The 18,014-nt window shown below is 70.1% G+C and carries 17 protein-coding genes; all 17 read right to left on the reverse strand.

The window, feature by feature from the left end; genetic code table 11:
• Positions 1 to 60: 60 nt before the first annotated feature.
• A complete protein-coding gene (locus ACGFYU_RS19620; RefSeq protein WP_393828551.1) occupies positions 61 to 708 on the reverse strand; it encodes a TMEM175 family protein in 648 nt (215 codons plus the stop codon).
• A 103-nt stretch (positions 709 to 811) separates the two neighbouring features.
• Entirely contained in the window at positions 812 to 1,153 is a 342-nt protein-coding gene (locus ACGFYU_RS19625; protein ID WP_393828552.1) for a nuclear transport factor 2 family protein, read from the reverse strand.
• A 16-nt stretch (positions 1,154 to 1,169) separates the two neighbouring features.
• Positions 1,170 to 2,660, reverse strand: a complete 1,491-nt coding sequence (locus ACGFYU_RS19630; protein WP_393828553.1) for an ATP-binding protein — start codon at positions 2,658 to 2,660, stop codon at positions 1,170 to 1,172.
• The gene (locus ACGFYU_RS19635) at positions 2,657 to 3,916 is read right to left on the reverse strand and encodes an MFS transporter (protein ID WP_393828554.1); all 1,260 of its coding nucleotides are present in this window, start codon (positions 3,914 to 3,916) and stop codon (positions 2,657 to 2,659) included. Before ACGFYU_RS19635 ends, ACGFYU_RS19630 begins: the two co-directional genes overlap by 4 nt.
• A 29-nt stretch (positions 3,917 to 3,945) precedes the next feature.
• A complete protein-coding gene (locus tag ACGFYU_RS19640; RefSeq protein WP_393828555.1) occupies positions 3,946 to 4,767 on the reverse strand; it encodes an FAD binding domain-containing protein in 822 nt (273 codons plus the stop codon).
• A complete protein-coding gene (locus ACGFYU_RS19645; protein WP_393828556.1) occupies positions 4,764 to 7,205 on the reverse strand; it encodes a xanthine dehydrogenase family protein molybdopterin-binding subunit in 2,442 nt (813 codons plus the stop codon). Before ACGFYU_RS19645 ends, ACGFYU_RS19640 begins: the two co-directional genes overlap by 4 nt.
• Positions 7,206 to 7,209: 4 nt before the next feature.
• Complete coding sequence (locus ACGFYU_RS19650) at positions 7,210 to 7,698, reverse strand: (2Fe-2S)-binding protein (protein ID WP_393828557.1); 489 nt, start codon at positions 7,696 to 7,698, stop codon at positions 7,210 to 7,212.
• Positions 7,699 to 7,700: 2 nt separating this feature from the next.
• Positions 7,701 to 8,315, reverse strand: coding sequence for an NADPH-dependent F420 reductase (locus tag ACGFYU_RS19655; protein WP_393828558.1), 615 nt, complete (start codon positions 8,313 to 8,315; stop codon positions 7,701 to 7,703).
• 39 nt (positions 8,316 to 8,354) lie between these two features.
• On the reverse strand, positions 8,355 to 9,839 hold the full coding sequence (locus tag ACGFYU_RS19660) for an aldehyde dehydrogenase family protein (protein WP_393828559.1): 1,485 nt from the start codon (positions 9,837 to 9,839) through the stop codon (positions 8,355 to 8,357).
• Between the two features lie 31 nt (positions 9,840 to 9,870).
• Entirely contained in the window at positions 9,871 to 10,611 is a 741-nt protein-coding gene (locus tag ACGFYU_RS19665) for a type 1 glutamine amidotransferase domain-containing protein (protein WP_393828560.1), read from the reverse strand.
• A 70-nt stretch (positions 10,612 to 10,681) separates the two neighbouring features.
• The gene (locus tag ACGFYU_RS19670) at positions 10,682 to 11,425 is read right to left on the reverse strand and encodes an AAA family ATPase (RefSeq protein WP_393828561.1); all 744 of its coding nucleotides are present in this window, start codon (positions 11,423 to 11,425) and stop codon (positions 10,682 to 10,684) included.
• Positions 11,425 to 12,684 carry a PP2C family protein-serine/threonine phosphatase gene (locus tag ACGFYU_RS19675; protein ID WP_393828562.1) on the reverse strand — a complete coding sequence of 420 codons (1,260 nt, stop codon included), beginning with the start codon at positions 12,682 to 12,684 and terminating at the stop codon, positions 11,425 to 11,427. Before ACGFYU_RS19675 ends, ACGFYU_RS19670 begins: the two co-directional genes overlap by 1 nt.
• Positions 12,666 to 13,145, reverse strand: coding sequence for an ATP-binding protein (locus ACGFYU_RS19680; RefSeq protein WP_393828563.1), 480 nt, complete (start codon positions 13,143 to 13,145; stop codon positions 12,666 to 12,668). The genes ACGFYU_RS19675 and ACGFYU_RS19680 overlap by 19 nt, the downstream gene beginning before the upstream one ends.
• A 191-nt stretch (positions 13,146 to 13,336) precedes the next feature.
• Positions 13,337 to 13,648, reverse strand: a complete 312-nt coding sequence (locus tag ACGFYU_RS19685) for an STAS domain-containing protein (RefSeq protein WP_393828564.1) — start codon at positions 13,646 to 13,648, stop codon at positions 13,337 to 13,339.
• 1 nt (position 13,649) lies between these two features.
• Positions 13,650 to 15,788, reverse strand: a complete 2,139-nt coding sequence (gene glgX, locus ACGFYU_RS19690; protein WP_393828565.1) for a glycogen debranching protein GlgX — start codon at positions 15,786 to 15,788, stop codon at positions 13,650 to 13,652.
• Positions 15,785 to 16,135 (reverse strand): STAS domain-containing protein, encoded by a 351-nt coding sequence (locus ACGFYU_RS19695; protein WP_393828566.1) that lies wholly within the window; start codon positions 16,133 to 16,135, stop codon positions 15,785 to 15,787. Before ACGFYU_RS19695 ends, glgX begins: the two co-directional genes overlap by 4 nt.
• Positions 16,136 to 16,193: 58 nt before the next feature.
• A complete protein-coding gene (locus ACGFYU_RS19700) occupies positions 16,194 to 18,014 on the reverse strand; it encodes an AGE family epimerase/isomerase (RefSeq protein ID WP_393828567.1) in 1,821 nt (606 codons plus the stop codon).

Consider the following 18,014-nt stretch of genomic DNA (forward strand, 5'->3'; position numbering starts at 1 on the left):
CGCGACCAGCTAGATCCAATACCCTACTTGACCGTGGAGAACGGCCGTAGGCCCCGGCGGCTACTTCCTGAGGTCGCTGGCAGAATCGAGCCGCTCTTCCTCTATCACGAGGGGGATGGGGATCTGGTTCGCCGCATAGTAGAGCGCGATCAGGAAGTGTGCGACAAGCGTCAGTGTCGCGGAGTAGAAGGCCAGGCCGACGGTGAGGGGGTAGGCGATGGCGCCGAGGCCGAAGCGCACCCGCGTGGCGCGGGCCCCCTCCTTGTCCACCTCTTCGTGGAAGAGGTGGCCTAGGCGGGTGACGTACCACCAGAAGGCCAGGAACGCCAAGGCGTAGGCCACGGTGACGGCACTGTAGAGAACCGCGGCGGCGTTGGCGGAGCCGCCTTCCAGCATGAGGTGCTCGGCGAGGACGTTGGTGGTGTACGGGATCACCGACACCACCATCAGTACCAGGAGATTCAGGAACAACAGGGGTCGGTCGACCCGCTTGATGTGACTGAAGATGGTGTGGTGGTTCACCCACATCACACCGATGATGAGGAAACTCACGACATAGGCGGCATAATGCGGCCACTGCTCCCGGACGCCGTGCCAGAACTCCGATCCCGTTCCCTCCGGAACCTTCAATTCCAGGACGAGAATGGTGATGATGATGGCGAATACGCCATCACTGAATGCCTCGACCCGCCCGGTTTCGCTTTCCATGGCCTCCCCTTCACCGCTTCTTGCATATATCTACGGCCTGCCACGTATACGGGGAGGGCGGACGTCCCCGCCCTCCCCGCACACGCTACCCAGATTTCGGCGATCAGCCGCCGAACCCGGCCGTCTGCCGCCAGATTCGGCCATCGCGGACGACAAGTGTCCCGAACGCGTGCTCCGGTTCGCCGTTCAAGTTCATGATCGCGCGGTAGAAGATGGTGTCGTCGGTCTCGATGTACTCCTGGAGTTCGACCAGGGTGGGCTTCACGGTGAGATAGCCGGTGAACGTCTCACGAACGGCCTCGATGCCGACCGAGACGCCCTCGAAGCGCAACAGCACCGCGTCGTCGGTGTAGTTCTTCATCACCGCGTCGATGTCCAGGGCGGCCAGGGCTTCCATCTGGCGGACGAACACCGGGTGCAGCTTGGAGATGTCGTACTTGGCCATGTCGACTCCCATTCGTTCAACTGGTGGAGGTTGGTGCTTCGGCAGATGAGGCGCAGCCTTGGGTGCTGCCCGTGAAGGGCAGCCGGACGACCATCCGGGTCTCCCCCGGCCGCGAGCGGGCGGTGATCGACCCGTGGTGCCGCTGGGTCACGATGCGGTAGCTGAGGTGCAGCCCCAGGCCCGTTCCCTTGCCCACGTCCTTGGTGGTGTAGAAGGGTTCGAAGATGCGCGGCAGGGAGTCCTCCGGGATGCCGCGGCCGGTGTCGGTGATCTCCACGACCATGCAGGCGCCCTCGGCGCGGGCGCGCAGCGTCAGGACGCCGGAGCCCTCCATCGCCTCGGCGGCGTTGTCGACCAGGTTGGTCCACACCTGGTTCAACTCGCTCGGATAGCCCGTCAGTTCGGGCAGGTCGGGCTCGTACGCACGGACGATGCTGATCCCGGTGAGCTTGGAGCGCAGCACGACCAGCGTGTTCTCCAGTCCGTCGGTCACCGGGAAGCGCTGTTCGGGGGCCCGGTCGAGATTGGCGTAATCCCGGGTCGCGGAGACGAGTTGGGAGATGCGCGGGCCGGCCGCCCGCAGCTCGGCGGCGAGGGAGCGGATCTCCAGGAGGGCCGCCAGGTGGTCCAGGGCGGGTGCGAGGGCCGGTTCTCCGACGCCCTCCAGCCGCTCCAGCAGCCAGCCGAGCTCCAGCCCGAGGTCGGACACGCCCGATCCGAGCAGGCCGGGCCGTTCGGCGCCGGCCTCCTCGGCCCAGTCGGTGATCTCCTCCTCGGCATCGGCCTGGGCGAGCGGGTCGGTGGTCGCCGGCGGCGGCAGCTTGTCCAGTTCGTCGGCGAGCCGGTCGAACACGGAGCGTTCCGCACCCGTGGCGGCGGCCCCCCACGCCTGGGCGGTGCGGGTGAGCCGGTCCAGGGCGGGGGCCAGCTCCTGCGCGGCCCGGGCCACGGCGGCCGCCGGGTTGTTGAGCTCGTGGGCCAGTCCGGCGGCCAGGGTACCCAGCGCCTCCACGGTGGCCCGTTTGCGGGCCTGCACCTCGGAGGACTTGATCCGCCAGGCCAGTACGGGGATCAGTACGGCCGCCACCCCGTGGCAGCGGGTCAGCATCTCGAAGAACACCGGCTTCGGATAGGCGACGACGGTGGTCGACGGCCCGCTCGCGGACGCGGTGGCCACGTACGCGCCCTCGGTCAGCAGCGGCAGTTCGCCGGTGAACCGGTGGGCGGCCGACGGTTTGCCGTCGTGGTCCTCGGCGGCGGCGCTCTCCTCCTCGGTGGAGTGCCGGGTGAGGACCTCCTCCCGGCCGTCGACGACCTTGGTGACGACCAGCCCGCCCGAGAGCAGGACGTGGAAGCCGGTGGCCTCCTCGCCGTCCCGGAAGAGGATCTCCCCGTCGGCGAGGACCCGGGGCTCGGAGACCGAGACCAGCCAGTCCAGCTGTTCCTCGGTGATCCCGGCGAAGACCTCCAGCCCGCGCAGCGCGGACCTCAGTTCAGGGGCGATCACGCGGTGCTCCCCTCGGCCCGGGTGCGGGCGGCCAGCCGCAGGGTGACCAGCAGGGCCAGCGCGCACACCCCCGCGACGGCGGCCATGAAGCCGACCGAGGTGCGGTGCAGCCCGTGGATGTTGGTCAGCATGCCGGCGAGGACCGCCGGCACGCTCATCGCGAGGTACGCGAAGACGTAGACGGCGGCGGTCAGCTCGCCGCGGTGCGCCGGGTCGGCGAGGGTGCTCAGCGCACGGAAGGAGCCGAGGAAAGCGGCGCCCCAGCCGCTGCCGAGGACGGCGGTGGCCACCAGGAACACGGCGGCCGAGCCCACTCCCAGCGCGAGCAGGACCAGTGCGAGCCCGGCGAGCAGCCCCAGCAGGCCCAGGACGGCGGTGCGCAGGGCCTCGGTGCGGCCGAGCACCAGCTGGGCGGCGGTGGCGGCCCCGGCGAGCAGGGCGACGGTGGCCCCGCCGACGAGGTAGTTGGTGGACCGGAGCAGGGAGAGGGCCAGATGCGGGCCCAGCGAGAGGTAGAAGCCGCCCACCGACCAGACGGCGACGATGGTCAGGACCAGGACGGCGAAGCGGCCGCGGGCGCCGGCGGGCACGTGGATCCGGTGCGGGGCCACCCGGAAGCGGCCACCCGCGCCCGGGGCGCTCTCCCGCATCCGGACCACGCCCACCAGGGTCACGGCGAAGGCCCCGACCAGCAGCAGGTAGCTCAGGACGGTCGGGGCGGGCGCGTACTGCACGAGCAGTCCGGCGCCGATGCCGCCGAGCCCGATCCCCACGGTCGGCCCGGCGCTGTTGACCTGGGCACCGAGCGCGGGCCGGGTGCGCGGGGCGAGTTCCAGCAGGGCGGCGCCCATGGCCCCGGTGGCGAGGCCGACGGCGAGCCCTTGGACGGCGCGGGCGGCCAGGAGCAGCCCGAGCCCCTGGGCCCCGGCGAAGAGCCCCATGGAGACGATCGCGAGGACCAGCCCGGCCCCCAGGACCGGGCGCCGGCCCAGGGTGTCGGACAGGGACCCGAAGAGCAGGAGCCCGGCGAGCACGGTGACGGCGTACAGGGCGAAGACCACCGTGATGATGCCGGAGGACAGCCCCCACTTCTCCTGGTAGAGCACGTAGAGGGCGGAGGGCACGGAGGAGGAGAGCATCAGCAGGACAAGGACCGCGCCCACCACCCAGAAGCCGGACCCTCTGGGTGCACTGGCCGCTGTGGCGGCTGGGTGCACGGCAACTCCCGTGGTGGTCGTCTTGGATGTGTCGGCCACTGCTTGATCAACTCCCCCGTGGTGGACGGTCAGGCGAGGGCCTGGGCCCTCGCCAGTGCGCGGGCCGTGAGCACCCCCGCCAGGTGGCCGAGGTACTCGGCCGAAGTGCCGCGCCCGGGGACGAACAGCTCCCGGGGCTCGGCGCGGAAGGCGGCGAGCACGGCGTCGGTGGTGTACGGGCCCCCGCGCAGCCGGTCTTCGACCCCGCGCAGCCGCAGCGGGCGGGCGGTGGCCCCGGTGACGGCGATGCGCGGCCCGCCCGGGGTGACCCGTACGGCGGTGGCGCACACCGGGTAGCGGGTGGCCCGGTCGGCGGTCTTCTCGAAGGCGGCGGCGCCTCCGGCGGCGGGCACCAGCAGTGCGGTGACCACGGCTCCGGCCGGCACGCCGGAGGCCGCGAGCTCCTCCGCCGGTACGGTGCCGCGCCCGGCGGGGCCGGCCAGTTCGACCACCGCGTCGGCGGCGATCGCGGCGACCGGCAGGTCGGTGGCGCGTCCGCCGGCGGAGAGGTTGCCGCCGACGGTGCCCAGGTTGCGGACCTGGGGGTCTCCGTTGGCGCGGGCGGCCGCGGCCAGCTCGGGCGCCCGGTCGAGGACCAGCGGGTCGGCGGCGAGCTCGGCGAGCGTGGTGAGCGCGCCGATCCGGATGCCGTCGGCGGTACGGCCGATGCCGCGGAGCTCCTCCAGGTGCCGTACGTCGACCAGCAGGTCGGCCCGGTCGGCGCCGGACCGCAGGTCGGGCAGCAGGGACTGCCCGCCGGCGAGCACCCGGGCGCCGCGCGTCCCGGAGAGCAGGGTCAGCGCCTCGTCGAGGCCGACGGGCCGGACGTAGTCGAACTCGGTGAGGATCACTGCGCTTCTCCTCGCAGGCGGCGCCAGACCTTCTCGGGCGTGACCGGCATGTCGATGTGCTGCACGCCCAGGTCGGACAGGGCGTCGACGACGGCGTTGACGACCGCCGCGGCGGGCGGGACGGTGGCGATCTCGCCGGCGCCCTTGGCGCCGAGCGGGTTGTGCGGGCTGGGCGTGACGGTCTTGTCGAGCGCGAAGAACGGCACGTCGGCGGCGCGCGGCAGGGCGTAGGTGGTGAGGTCGGAGGTGACGAGGAGTCCGTCCTCGTCGTATTCGGCGGCCTCCATCAGCGCCTGGCCGAGGCCGTGCACGATGCTGCCCTCGATCTGGCCGAGGACCACCTTCGGGTTGCCGATGTTCCCGGCGTCGTCGACGGCGGTGTAGGCCACCACCTCGGTCTCGCCGGTGAGTTCGTCGATCTCGACGACGGCCACGTGCGTGCCGAAGGGGTAGTTGAAGTCCGGCGGGTCGAAGTGGGTGGTCTCGTCGAGGGCGGGCTCGATCTCCGGGGGCAGGCCCCAGCCGTACCACATGCCCATCGCCAGCTCGGCGAAGGTCTTGGTGTTCTCCTCGTTGCCCTCTTCGTAGGCCTTGCCGCCGGAGTAGACGACCTTGTCCTCGGGGATGTTCAGGAAGACGGCGGCGGCCTTGACCAGCTTGGCCTTGATCTTCCGGGCGGTGAGGGCGACGGCGGGCGCGGCCATGCTGTAGGAGCGCGAGCCGTAGGTGCCCTGCCCGTAGGGGGCCTTGAGGGTGTCGCCCTCGTACACCTGGACCTGGGCCGGGTCGATGCCGAGCTCGTCGGCGGCGACCTGCGCGAAGACGGTGCCGTGGCTCTGGCCGGTGGAGGCGGAGCCGACGGTGACGGTGACCTCGCCGGTCGGGTGGACGCGGATGTTGGCGCTCTCCCACGTGCCGCCGAGCATGCCCTCCTGGGACATCCGGGTGGAGGGGCCGACCCCGCAGATCGCGACGTAGGTGGCGAGGCCGACGCCGAGCCGCTTGCCGCGGGTGCGGGCCTCGGCCTTGCGGGCGGGCATGTCGGCGTAGCCGGACAGCTCGATGGCCTTGTCGAAGTTCAGCCGGTAGTTCCCGGAGTCGTAGGTCCAGCCCAGACCGTTGTCGTACGGGAACTTCTCCTTCGGCACCAGGTTCTTGCGCCGCACCGCCGCCGGGTCCATGCCGATCTCGGAGGCGTACCGGTCGACGAGGCGCTCCATGAGGAAGGCGGCCTCGGCGCGCCCGCTGCCGCGCTGGGCGCCGAGCGAGACGGTGTTGGTGAAGGCGGCGTAGACCTCGCAGAAGGCGGCGGGGATGTCGTACATGCCACTGATGGAGCGGCCCATCAGGGCGGTGGCGACACCGGGGCCGATGGTGGAGGGGTACGCGCCGAGGTTGGCGTAGCTGGTGGCGCGCACGGCGGTGATGCGGCCGTCGCGGGTGCCGGCGAGCGTGACGTGCTGGCGGTGGTCGCGGCCCTGGACGGTGGAGTTCATCAGCCCGGTGCGGGTGTCCACCCATTTCACGGGCCGGCCCAGCTCCTTGGAGAGCAGGAGGACCAGCGCCATGTCGGGGTACAGGTAGCCCTTGGTGCCGAAGCTGCCGCCGACGGTCGGGGCGATCACCCGGAGCTTGTTGAAGGGGATGCCGAGGACCAGTGCGGAGAGCAGGAACCGGTGGTTGTGCGGGCCCTGGGTGGAGGCGTAGAGCGTGTACTCGCCGGTGGCGGCGTGGTAGTCGCCGACCGCGCCGCGGGGCTCGATGGGGCTGTTGATGGTGCGCTGGTTGACGAGGTCGAGCTCGACCGTGACCTCGGCCTCGGCGATGGCCGCGTCGGTGCGGTCCTTGTCGCCGCAGGTCCAGTACGCGTTCAGGTTGCCCGGGACGGCCTCGTGCAGCTGGGGCGCGCCGTCGGCGAGCGCTTCGTCGGCCCGGGTGACCACGGGCAGCGGCTCGTACTCGACGGCGATGGCGGCCAGCGCGGCGGCGGCCTGGCGCGGGGTCTCGGCGACGACCACGGCGATGGGGTCGCCGACGTGGCGGACGGTGTCGCCGGTCAGGACCGGGCGGGCGCCGGGAAGTCCGTAGGGGTGGGGCGGGAAGTGGCTCTCGACCCCGCCGGGTATCCAGATGCAGGGCAGCGGCATGACGTCGGTGAAGTCGGCGGCGGTGGCCACCTTCAGGACGCCCGGCAGCTGCTGCGCGGCCTTGGTCTCGATGGAGAGGATCTTCGCGTGGGCGACCGGGCTGCCCAGGATGGCCATGTGGGCGGTGCCGGGCAGGTCGATGTCCGCGACGTACGTGGCCTCGCCGCGCAGCAGCTGCGGGTCCTCCCGGCTGTCGAGCGGCTGTCCGAGCACGGTGTGCTCGGGTTCGGGCACGGGTGTTGCCGGTGACTCCTGCGGCTGCGCCGTCTGCTCCCCCGTCACTGCGGTCATGTCCTCACACCTCCTGTCTCGCCGGGTCGATGAGCGGCTCCGCCGCGGCGGCGCAGGCGCGCTGCACCCCCCGTACGACGCTGTGGTAGCCGGTGCAGCGGCACAGGTTGCCGGTGAGCCATTCGCGGATCTCGGGCTCGGTGGGGGCCTCTCCGCCGGCGGTGGAGTCGACGAGCTCGCCGAGGGCCATGACCATGCCGGGGGTGCAGAACCCGCACTGGGTGCCGTGTTCCTGGCGCAGGGCCTCCTGGAGGCCGGAGAGTTCGCCGCCCGCGGTGGTGACGCCCTCGATGGTGGCCACTTCGGAGCCGGCGGCCGAGGCGGTGAGGATCAGGCAGCTCTTCACGGAGCGGCCGTCGAGGCGGACGACGCAGGAGCCGCACTGGCCGGTGTCGCAGCCGACTTTGGTACCGGTCAGACCGAGGCCGTCGCGGAGTCGTTCCACGAGCAGTTCGTTGGGCTGCGCCGAGAACTGCTCGGGTCTTCCGTTCACGTTCAGTGTGATATCCATGCCAGCGCCTGCGCTTCCGTGAGCGGCCGGTTGAAGAGGGGCCCGCCGGGCTGCTGGAGAATTCCCCCGGAGTGCAGCGGACCGGTGTCGACGGGTGCGAATCCGAGATCCGTGATGATTCCCGCGACGATTTCCTTCGATTTCCCGTCGTCGCCCGCCGTGAAATGCGCGAGGCGCTCACCGCTCGCGGTGCCGGCGACGGCGAGGGTTTCGAAGTGCATGGTGTTCAGGGATTTCACGACCTGGGCGCCGGGATACCACTCGGCGGTCAGATCGCTGGAGCCGCGCCCGCCGAGGTCGGCGGGGGCGCCGGCGCCGGCGAACGCGTTCGTGGCGTCCACCAGCACCTTGTCCTGTACGACGTGCGGCGGGAGCAGCCCCCGCACGCTCGGGAAGGGCACCATCAGCACCAGCAGGTCGGCCCGGCCGGCCGCATCGGCGGGGTGCGCCGCCGATGCGGCCGGTCCCAGGTCGGCCACGAGCGGGCCGAGGGTCTGCGGGCCCCGGGCGCCCGCGAGCACGACCTCGTGGCCTGCCGCCACGAGGATCCGCGCGAGGACCGTGCCGATCCGCCCGGTGCCGATGATGCCTGTCCGCATTGACGCTCCTCGGGAAGGGGGTCCGGTGCCGTGCCGGTCTCAGTCCATGCCGATCCAGACCGACTTGGTCTGGGTGTAGCTCTCGAGGGACTCGGGCCCGCACTCGCGGCCGTAGCCGGAGGCCTTGTAGCCGCCGTACGGCACGGAGGGGTCGTACTGGTTGTAGCAGTTGACCCAGACCGTGCCGGCCTTGATCTGCGAGGCGACGCGGTGGGCGCGGCGCAGGTCCTTGGTGTGGACGCCGGCGGCGAGGCCGTACGCGCTGTCGTTGGCGATGCGTACGGCGTCCTCCTCGGTGTCGAAGGGGATGATCGACAGGACCGGCCCGAAGATCTCCTCCTGGGCGATCCGCATGCCGTTGTCGACGCCGGTGAAGACGGTCGGCAGGAAGTAGAGGCCCTGGCTGGAGGCGCCCTCGGGGGTCCACCCGGTACCGCCGGTGCGCAGGATCGCGCCTTCCTTCTCGCCCACCTCGATGTAGGAGCTGACCTTCTCGAACTGGCCGCGGTGGGCCAGCGGGCCGAAGAGGGTCGCCGGGTCGCGCGGGTCGCCGGGCTTGAGGGCCGCGGCCCGCCGGACCAGGCGCTCGACCAGCTCGTCGTGGATGGGGCGCTGGAGCAGCAAGCGGGAGCCGGCGGTGCAGATCTCGCCCTTGTTGTAGTAGATGCCGAAGAAGGCGAGTTCCTCGGCGGCGTCGAGGTCGGCGTCGGCGAAGACGATGTTGGCGGACTTGCCGCCGAGCTCCATCGTCACCTTCTTCAGGGTGCCGGCCGCCTTGCGGATGATGGACTGGCCGACCGCGGTGGATCCGGTGAAGGCGATCTTGTCGATGTCCGGGTGGTCGGTGAGGGTCTCGCCCAGTTCCACGCCCGGACCCGTGATCACGTTCAGCACGCCGTCCGGGATCTCCGCCTCCTGGAAGAGTTCGGCGATCTTCAGGGCGGTGAGCGGGGTGGCCGGGGAAGGCTTGTGGACCACCGTGTTCCCCGCCGCCAGCGCCGGTGCGATCTTCGTCATCGACAGCAGCAGGGGGAAGTTGAACGGGGTGATGGCACAGACCACGCCCAGCGGTTCGCGCAGGGTGTAGGCCAGCTGCCCGCCGGCCGGGGCCCGCGAGGAGCCGTCGACGCGGGTCACGGCGCCGGCGTAGTAGTGCATGAGCTGGGCGGCCATGGGGGCGTCGACCGTGCTGGAGAAGGCGAACGGCTTGCCCATGTCCACGGTCTCCAGCAGGGCGATCTCCTCCAGGTCACGCTCGATGAGCTCACCGACCCGGTTCAGCCGCAGCGCGCGTTCCTGGGCGGACAGTCTGCTCCACGGACCTTCCTCGTATGCCTTGCGGGCGGCGGCGACGGCCGCGTCCGCGTCGGCTGCGGTGGCCTGGGCCACCGGCACGATCTCCTGGCCGTCCACGGGGCTGATGTCCGGTTCGGTACGGCCGTCCTGGGCCGAGACCCATGTGCCGCCGATGAACAGCTTCCCGGGGTTGGCCAAGGGCTGGTCGCTGAGCGCGCGCTTGGTCATGGCTGCCTTCCGTGTCGGATGCGGGGCGGTACTAGCCCTTCGCGAGCTGCGTTAAGAAGGTCTCCGCGAGGGCCTTGGAGGAGTACGGGTTCTGGCCGGTGGTCAGCTTGCGGTCCACGACCACGTGCGAGTCCCAGATCGCTTCGGCCTTCTCGTAGCGGGCGCCGAGGCGGGTGAGTTCGACCTCGAGGATCAGCGGGAGCCGGCCGGCCATGTTGGTGACCAGTTCCTCGCTGTGCGAGAAGGCCGTCATCCGGTAGCCCTCGAAGGGCCAGCGGCCTTCGCCGTCGCGCAGGGCGAGCAGCGAGGTGTGGCCGTGGCAGACGGTGGCGAGGGGCTTGTCCTGGGCGATGACCCACCGCAGGATCTGGGCGAGTTCGTCGGACTTCGGCAGGTCGCCGATGGCTCCGTGGCCGCCGCTGACGTAGACGCCGTCGCAGTCGGCGATGTCCTTCTCGGTGAGCGTTTCGAGGGCGATCGGGGCCTTCAGCTGCGGGGTGTTCTCGATGACCCGGACGTACTCGGCGGCGTTGGCCGCGTCCTCGTCCGGCGAGCCCTGCGGGCGGACCCACTGCAGGAACTGGGGGTCGATGCTCGTCTGGTCGACCGTGGGCGTCCGGCCGGCGATCGTCGCCACGTCCACGGTGTGGCCGGCGGCCTTGAACAACGTGAAGGGAACGACGAATTCCTCGGCCCAGAATCCCGAGGGGTGCTGTTCGCCGTCCAGCAGATGGAGCGTGGCCTTGGCCGTCATGACGACGAGAATCTTCATGATTCTCTCCTTGTTCTGGATTCGCTGCCGATTCAACACGGCCCCGCGCAGGGGGCGTAAGGGGGCGGCGTCAGGCACGCGATACTTCGTCACGTGCGTCCAACGCCGAGATGATGGTGCGGAATTCATCGACCAGTGGGTGGTCGGGATGGGCTTCTGCGAATATGCGTTCGCCGTACAGGGCCGCCATTTCCGGCGAGTACGGAAGGATTCCGGCCAGGGGTGCGCCGTAGACGTCCTCGGCGCGCCGCCGTGCCTCCACGGGGTCGATCCCCTCGGGTGCCATGCTCAGCACCAGGGTCCGCCGGCAGGCCAGGCGCCCGGCGAGGGCGATCGTCTCCTCCACTCCGGAGAGGTCGATCCGGTCGGCCCGCGCCATGATCATCAGTACGTCGGCGCTCGCCATGGAGGTCACCGACTCGTTGTTGAGTCCGGCGTGGGTGTCGAGCAGCAGCACGTCGAGCGCGTAGTGCTCGGCGAGCCGGTCGAAGCCCTCCGGGAGCAGCCCGACGTCGTACCCGCTGGTCATGATCTCCCGGAGGGCGGCGGTGCCCGTCCTGGCCGGTACGACGTACAGCCCGGGCAGAGCCACCTGCTGGGCGGCGGCCTCGATCTCGCAGCGGCCGAGCAGGTAGTCGGCCAGCGAGGGGCCGGGGCCGAGGCGGAACAGCAGGTCGAGGGTGGGTGACTGGATGTCGGTGTCCACCACTCCCACCCGGCGCCCCTCGGCCGCGATCAGCAGCGCCAGGTTCGCCAGGACCGAGGACTTGCCCGTCCCACCGCGGTGCGAGTGCACGACGATGGTGCGGGTCATCAGGCCACCACCCGATAGCCGGTGCCGTCCGCGTGCGGCCCCCGCGCCGCACGTGGCCGGTGCAGGGCCAGCATGGTGACGTCGTCGTGCTGTTCGGCGGTGCCCGTGTGCTCGCGCACCGCCAGGTCCATCCGGTCGACCACGTCCTTGCCGCTCACCGGGGTGCCGGCGAGCAGTTCCAGCATCCGTTCGTCTCCGAGGAACCTGCCGTTCGGGCAGCGGGCCTCGGGTACGCCGTCGGTGTAGGCGAAGAGCGTGTCGCCGTGGTTGAGCTGGGCGTAGCCCAGGGTGTAGACGCAGTCGGGCAGTACGCCGACCGCGGGACCGGTGACGTCCAGTGCGATGGGCCGGCTGCCGTCGGCCCGCAGCAGCAGCGGCGGGTTGTGACCGCCGTTGATGTAGACCAGGCTGCCGGTGAGCGGGTCCAGCACCCCGAAGAACAGGGTGGCGAAGTAGCCCTGCCGCAGGTGGTTGCGGGTGAGGTAGCCGTTGGTCGCGGTGACCGCGTTGAGCAGTGGGGTGGCGCCGACGACCGGGACGCGCCGGCTGCCGCCGGTGCGCCCGGCGGCCACCAGGTGCTGGAGGCCGCTGTTCTCCGCGGTGTGCCGGAGCAGGGAGCGGATGAGCGCCATGAAGAGCGCGGCGCCGACCCCCTTGTCGCAGACGTCGGCGACGACGAAGGCGAGCCGGCGGCCGCGGGAGATCTCGAAGACGTCGTAGAAGTCCCCGGCGACCTGGCGTGCGGGCCGGAAGCGGACGTCGATCTCCCAGCCGTCCGGGACGGGCAGGGATTCGGGCAGGAAGCCGGCCTGGATCTCCCGGCCGATCTCCAGTTCCTTCTCGTAGCCCATGAGTTCGGCGCGGGCGTCCGCTTCGCGCAGGGTGCGGCCGAGTCCGGCGCGCTCCGAGCAGCTGTGCAGCCGGGCCCCGACGAGGGCGGGCAGGAAGGGCGGTACGAGGTAGTCGTGGCCGATCCGGACGTGCTCCTCCAGGGCGGCGAACTCGGTCACCGTCCAGACGACCACGATGGGGGCCCCGGCCCAGCGGCGCAGCCGGCGTACGGCGAGCCGTACGGACTCCCCGTCGGACTCGGCCGGGGCGAGCAGCACGTCCGCGACGGGCAGCAGCTCCTGCGGTCCGTCGCGGAGCTCCGTCAGCGTGCGGGTGACGAGTTCCGCGTCCATGATCCGCAGCGCGTCGAGCAGTTCGAGCGGCGGCGGCGGGTACTCGTCGAGGATGATCACGGTCGTGGAGGGCATGGGTCCGTCCCCTCAGTCCCTTCGGCCTTCACAGTCAGCGTGCTGATGTTGCGGCCGTCCCTGTGCACGTAGGTGAACTCGTCCACGCTGGTCAGCGCCAGGTGGATGCCGAGGCCGCCGATCCGCCGGTCCTGCGGGGGAACCCCGGGGGCCGGCGGGAGGCGGCCTTCGACGGGGTCGAAGGCGGGTGCGGTGTCCATGAGGGTGATCTGCACCCCGCCCGGGCCGGAGCGGCCGCGGACGGTGATCCGCCCGTCGCCGCCCCGGTACCCGTGCATCACGATGTTCGTGGCCAGTTCGTCCACGGCCAGCCGGATCCGGTAGGCGGAGCCCTTGTCCAGGCCCGCCCGTCCGGCCAGCCGCAGGACGAACGCGGCGATCTCGCCCAGTGCCCCCACCGTCGCGGGCACCTCCAGTACGGAGGGCGTCCTCGCCAGTTCGACCATGTCACCATCCGTCATTACCAACCGTCCGTCGGGTGATAACGTGGTCTCGCGGAGCGAGAACCAAGCCCGCATGGCAGTTCCTTCCACAACTTCATAGATGCGGGCTGGTTTCAACCCGCCTGGCGTTGATCGCGTAAGACTCAATCGTTCGCTGAGCGACCGAGCCGCGTGAGCCAGGAATCCCTCTCGTCTACGAGGGGGAGGATTCAATCATCGGAGAGAACGATGCTGCGGTCGAGCCCGGCCGTCCGGATGGTCCGGGACACGGGCTCGATGGCACCGACCACCTTGATGGTGACGTGGTTCGCGACCTTCTGCTGGGCGAAGACCAGGGAGCGCAGTCCGGCGCTGGCCATGTAGCCGACGCCGGCCATCCTGATCTCGACGGTGCTGGTGCCGTGGCCGGCGGCCTTCTCGATGGTCTGGTGGAAGTCGGGCGCGGTCTTGGCGTCCAGTTCGCCGGTCAGCTCGATCACGGTGGTGTCGCCCTCGATGCTCAGGGACACGGAAAGCGGCATGTCAGGTCTCCTCAGGATCGTTGGTGCGGCCCACCAGGATCACGACCGAGCGCGGGCCGATCAGGTACTTCCCGGCGTTGTCCAGTTCCTGCTCGGCACCCGGGGTGCGGATGTCGTGCGGTGCCTCGGCGCCGGTGTCCGCGAACAGGTGCCAGCTCCGGCCGCCGGGCAGGGCGGGCAGTTCCAGGTCGTGCGACTCCCAGTGCGAGTTCATGGCCACGTACACCACGTCGTCGTCCCCGGTGCCGCAGCGGGCCACCGCCAGTAGCCGGCTCTCGTCCGACCAGTCGGGCTGCCAGGCCCGTTCCCCGTGCCAGCTGATGTCGGGCAGGCCCAGGTGCTCGCGGACCTGTCCGGTGGGGTGGGCGGTGGAGCGCAGCTCGCGGTGGTGCTTGCGGAAGGCGATCATCTCCCGTGTGAACCGGAGCAGTTCGGCGTTGTCGTCGACCTGGCTCCAGTCGAACCAGGAGAGCTCGTTGTCCTGGCAGTACGTGTTGTTGTTGCCCGCCTGTGTCCGGGCGACCTCGTCGCCGGCCAGCAGCATCGGGATGCCCTGGCTGGTGAAGAGGATGGCGATCGCGTTCTTCATCTGCCGGGTCCGCAGCGCGTTGATCTCGGGATCCTCGGTGGGGCCCTCGGCGCCGCAGTTCCAGCTGTTGTTGTCGTTGGCGCCGTCGTTGTTGTTCTCGCCGTTGGCCTCGTTGTGCTTGTCGTTGTAGGAGACCAGGTCGGCGAGGGTGAAGCCGTCGTGCGCGGTCAGGAAGTTGACCGAGGCGGCGGTGCCGCGGCTGGAGTAGAGGTCGGGGGAGCCGGCGATGCGCGTGGCCAGCTCGCCGGTGACCCCGGAGTCGCCCTTGAGCCAGCGGCGTACGGTATCGCGGTACTTCCCGTTCCACTCCGCCCAGCGGCCGTACGCCGGGAAGTTGCCGACCTCGTAGAGTCCGCCGGCGTCCCAGGCCTCGGCGATGAGCTTGGTGTGCCGCAGGACGGGGTCGTAGGCGAGCAGTTCCAGCAGCGGCGGGTTGGGCAGCGGGGTGCCGTCCAGGGCCCGGCCGAGGATGGCCGCGAGGTCGAAGCGGAAGCCGTCGACGTGGTAGTCGGCGACCCAGTGGCGCAGGCAGTCGAGCACGTAGTTGCGCACGACGGGGTGGTTGCAGTTGACGGTGTTGCCGGTGCCGCTGAAGTTGAAGTAGTAGCCCTCGGGCGTGAGCATGTAGTAGGTGGCGTTGTCGAGCCCCTTGAAGGAGATCGTCGGGCCCTGCTCGTTGCCCTCGGCGGTGTGGTTGAAGACGACGTCGAGGATGACCTCGATGCCGGCCGCGTGCAGGTCCTTGATGAGGGTGCGGAACTCGTCGCCCTGCATCCCGTAGCGTCCGGTGGCCGCGTAGCCGGCCTTGGGCGCGAAGAACGAGACGGTGTTGTAGCCCCAGTAGTCGAAGAGCTGCTCGCCCGTCTCCGGGTTGGTGCGCGGGTTGTCGCTCTCGTCGAACTCGAACACGGGGAGCAGCTCGATGCAGTTCACCCCGAGTTCCTTGAGGTACGGGATCTTCTCGCGCAGCCCCGCGAAGGTGCCGGGGGCGGTGACCTGCGAGGAGGGGTGCCGGGTGAATCCGCGCACGTGGGTCTCGTAGACGACGAGGTCCTCGGCGGGGATGCCCAGCGGGGTGTCGTCGCCCCAGTCGAAGTCCTGGAGGCAGACCCGGGAGCGGTACTGGTAGCCGCGGCTGCGGTCGGGCTCCACGCCCCACACGTCGCGGCCGGCGATCAGCCGGGCGTAGGGGTCGGAGAGGACCTGGCGGGCGTCGAAGCGGTGCCCGGTGACCGGGTCGTAGGGGCCGTCGGCCCGGTACCCGTACTCGATGTTCTCGTGGTCGAGGCCGAAGACCGTCATGGCGAAGACGCTGCCGGTGCGGAATTCCTCGGGGAATTCCAGTTCGGCCATCGGCTCGGGCTCTCCGCGCTTGTAGATGACCAGGGTCATGGAGGTGGCCTGGTCGGAGAAGACGGAGAAACTGACCCCGCCGGGGACCACGTTGGCCCCGAAGGGGAACGGTTTGCCGGCGCGGACGCGGTATCCGCCCACCTCGTGGGTCGGGTACGCGTCGACGCGCAGGACCTGCTCGGACTGTGCCTCGCTCATCGCGCGGCCTTGGCCTTGGCCTTGGCGGCCGCGGCCGCCGCCTCGCCGGTCTCGAAGAAGTCGAGGAACCCGGTGGCCGACATGACGAACCGGACTTCCTCGCTCACCCCGTAGAGGGTGACGGCCACGTCGGCGTGCTGGGCCTCGCGGTAGACGACGAGCAGGGTGCGCAGGCCGGCGCTGGAGACGTAGGTGACCGCGGTGAGGTCGATCTTCAGCGGCTTGCCTTCGCGGACCAGCGGCAGCAGCGTCTGGAGCAGCGAGCCGGATGTCTCGCTGTTGATCTCGCCGGTGGCGACGAGCACGGTGCCCGTCTTGTTGCGGCGTTCCTTGAGGTTGAGAGTCATTGCTTGCTTTCCCCTCTGGTTGGGGCGCCCCCCGTTGAGCGCGCGGACCCCTGGAGAACTACTTGGTCACGGGCCGGAGCCGGACCTTGACCTTGACCCGCCCCTGGACGTCGGGGAGGTGGACGGTCAGCTCGTCCGCGTCGAACTCCTCGTACGGCTTCTCGTCGATCTCCACGGACGCGATCCGCACCGAGCCGGCCGGGAGCAGGTCGGGCGAGACGCGCAGGACGCGGTCGGGCAGGTTGGTCGGGTCGGGCTGGAAGTGGAAGTCCATCTCCCGGCCGTTTATGAGCAGGTTGTTGTAGACGGCGGCGAGGTAGCACAGCTCCGCCGAGTGGTACATGGACATCGAGTGGCTGCCCTTGAGCCGCTCGGTGCCGAGGAGGTACGGCGTGCCGCTGGCGAGCACGTTGAAGTAGACGGCTCCCTCGTCGTGGTCGAGGAAGAAGGTGTTGTAGAAGGCCTGCGCCTGCCGGGCCTCGCGCAGGTTGGCGTCGCCGCCGACGGTGCCGCCCAGGATGAGGTAGGCGAGGATGGCCTGCTCCTGCTGCCACCAGGCCTTGCGGTCGTGCCAGGCGAATCGATACGCCTCCTGGTCACCGGACTTGATCCGCTCGACGACGTCGTACCAGCCGCCGCGCTGTACGTCGCTGCCGACGGCCGGCATGATCTCGCCGATCTTCTTGGCGAGCTCCTCGTAGGCCGGCTTGGCCTTCAGCGAGTTCATCCGCATCAGGTTCCAGGCGATCTTCAGGTTGTGGCCGACCACGGCGCGGTCCTGCTGCCAGCTGTGCGCCTTGTCGTGCGACCAGTCGCGGAAGAAGCGCTCCTGGACGAAGGGGCTGTTCTTGTAGTCCGGGAACTTGTCCGCGATGGTGTCGAAGGTGTATTCGAGGAAGTCGGCGTACTTCTGCTCGCCGGTCGCCAGGTACAGGTTGATCAGGTACGCGGGCGCGTGGTCGCCGACCGAGTTCCAGTTCTTGCGCTCGGCGTTCTCGCCCAGGGACTCGTGGTCGGCGCTGAAGAGGATCGGGTCGATGTGCGAGTAGTAGCCGCCCTGCTCCGGGTCGAAGAAGAACTTGTCGAACAGCCGGATGGTGGCGTCCGCGTCGTTCTTGATCCGGATGTCACCGGTGACGCGGTACGTCTGGATGGGGCCGGCCAGCGCGTAGATCTGCTCGTACATCGGGATGGCGTCGTAGTCGTCGGAGAACTCCGAGGTGAACAGCTTGCGTTCGCTGTCCCCGTCGACGCTGATGCCGTGGTACCAGAAGACCACGTCCTCCTCGCTGTCCACGACCCGCATGTGCTTGCGCAGGTACTCGGTGCCGCGCTCGGCGACCTCCAGGTACTCGTCCTTGCCGGTCAGCAGGTAGGCCGAGGCCATGCCGTAGACCAGGCGGGAGATCGTGTCGGTCTCCTGGACGTGGCTGGCGGTCTTGTCACCGCCGAGCCGGATCTCGGTGCGGTACTCGGTGAAGTCCACCGGCCCGTCGCCGAACTGCGCCCGCTTGTAGAAGTCGGCCAGCGATTCGATCTGCTTGATCCACCAGCTGGGCTCCTCGAAGCGGTAGTCCTCGGCGCCGCGGCCCAGGAACACCAGGCGCTTGGCGTCGAAACGCCCGCCCTGCTCCGGGTAGTGGACGCCGTAGACGAAGAGGAACCGGCCCGGCGAGAGCATCTCGTCGATGTGCCCGGAGGCGTCGATGTAGGGCTCTTCCAGGTTGCGGACCAGCTCGGCGCTGGGGCCGCCGGCGAGCGAGACGTCGAACTCGCGCCCGTCGGAGGTCTTCAGGCGCAGCACGCGCGACCCGGAGTCGAAGCGGGCGACGTATCCGGCGATGGTGTCGGAGAAGGAGAAGCTCACGGCGTCCGCCAT

Origin of the sequence: Streptomyces sp. NPDC048337 (assembly GCF_043201175.1) — a bacterium.
In the GTDB taxonomy this organism is placed as follows: domain Bacteria; phylum Actinomycetota; class Actinomycetes; order Streptomycetales; family Streptomycetaceae; genus Streptomyces.

Coding starts and splice junctions, on each gene's coding strand:
- ACGFYU_RS19620 (WP_393828551.1), bottom strand. CDS start 708: ATGGAAAGCGAAACCGGGCGGGTCGAGGCATTCAGTGATGGCGTATTC.
- ACGFYU_RS19625 (WP_393828552.1), bottom strand. CDS start 1,153: ATGGCCAAGTACGACATCTCCAAGCTGCACCCGGTGTTCGTCCGCCAG.
- ACGFYU_RS19645 (WP_393828556.1), bottom strand. CDS start 7,205: ATGACCGCAGTGACGGGGGAGCAGACGGCGCAGCCGCAGGAGTCACCG.
- ACGFYU_RS19655 (WP_393828558.1), bottom strand. CDS start 8,315: ATGCGGACAGGCATCATCGGCACCGGGCGGATCGGCACGGTCCTCGCG.
- ACGFYU_RS19660 (WP_393828559.1), bottom strand. CDS start 9,839: ATGACCAAGCGCGCGCTCAGCGACCAGCCCTTGGCCAACCCCGGGAAG.
- ACGFYU_RS19665 (WP_393828560.1), bottom strand. CDS start 10,611: ATGAAGATTCTCGTCGTCATGACGGCCAAGGCCACGCTCCATCTGCTG.
- ACGFYU_RS19670 (WP_393828561.1), bottom strand. CDS start 11,425: ATGACCCGCACCATCGTCGTGCACTCGCACCGCGGTGGGACGGGCAAG.
- ACGFYU_RS19675 (WP_393828562.1), bottom strand. CDS start 12,684: ATGCCCTCCACGACCGTGATCATCCTCGACGAGTACCCGCCGCCGCCG.
- ACGFYU_RS19680 (WP_393828563.1), bottom strand. CDS start 13,145: ATGACGGATGGTGACATGGTCGAACTGGCGAGGACGCCCTCCGTACTG.
- ACGFYU_RS19685 (WP_393828564.1), bottom strand. CDS start 13,648: ATGCCGCTTTCCGTGTCCCTGAGCATCGAGGGCGACACCACCGTGATC.
- glgX (WP_393828565.1), bottom strand. CDS start 15,788: ATGAGCGAGGCACAGTCCGAGCAGGTCCTGCGCGTCGACGCGTACCCG.
- ACGFYU_RS19695 (WP_393828566.1), bottom strand. CDS start 16,135: ATGACTCTCAACCTCAAGGAACGCCGCAACAAGACGGGCACCGTGCTC.
- ACGFYU_RS19700 (WP_393828567.1), bottom strand. CDS start 18,014: ATGGCGGACGCCGTGAGCTTCTCCTTCTCCGACACCATCGCCGGATAC.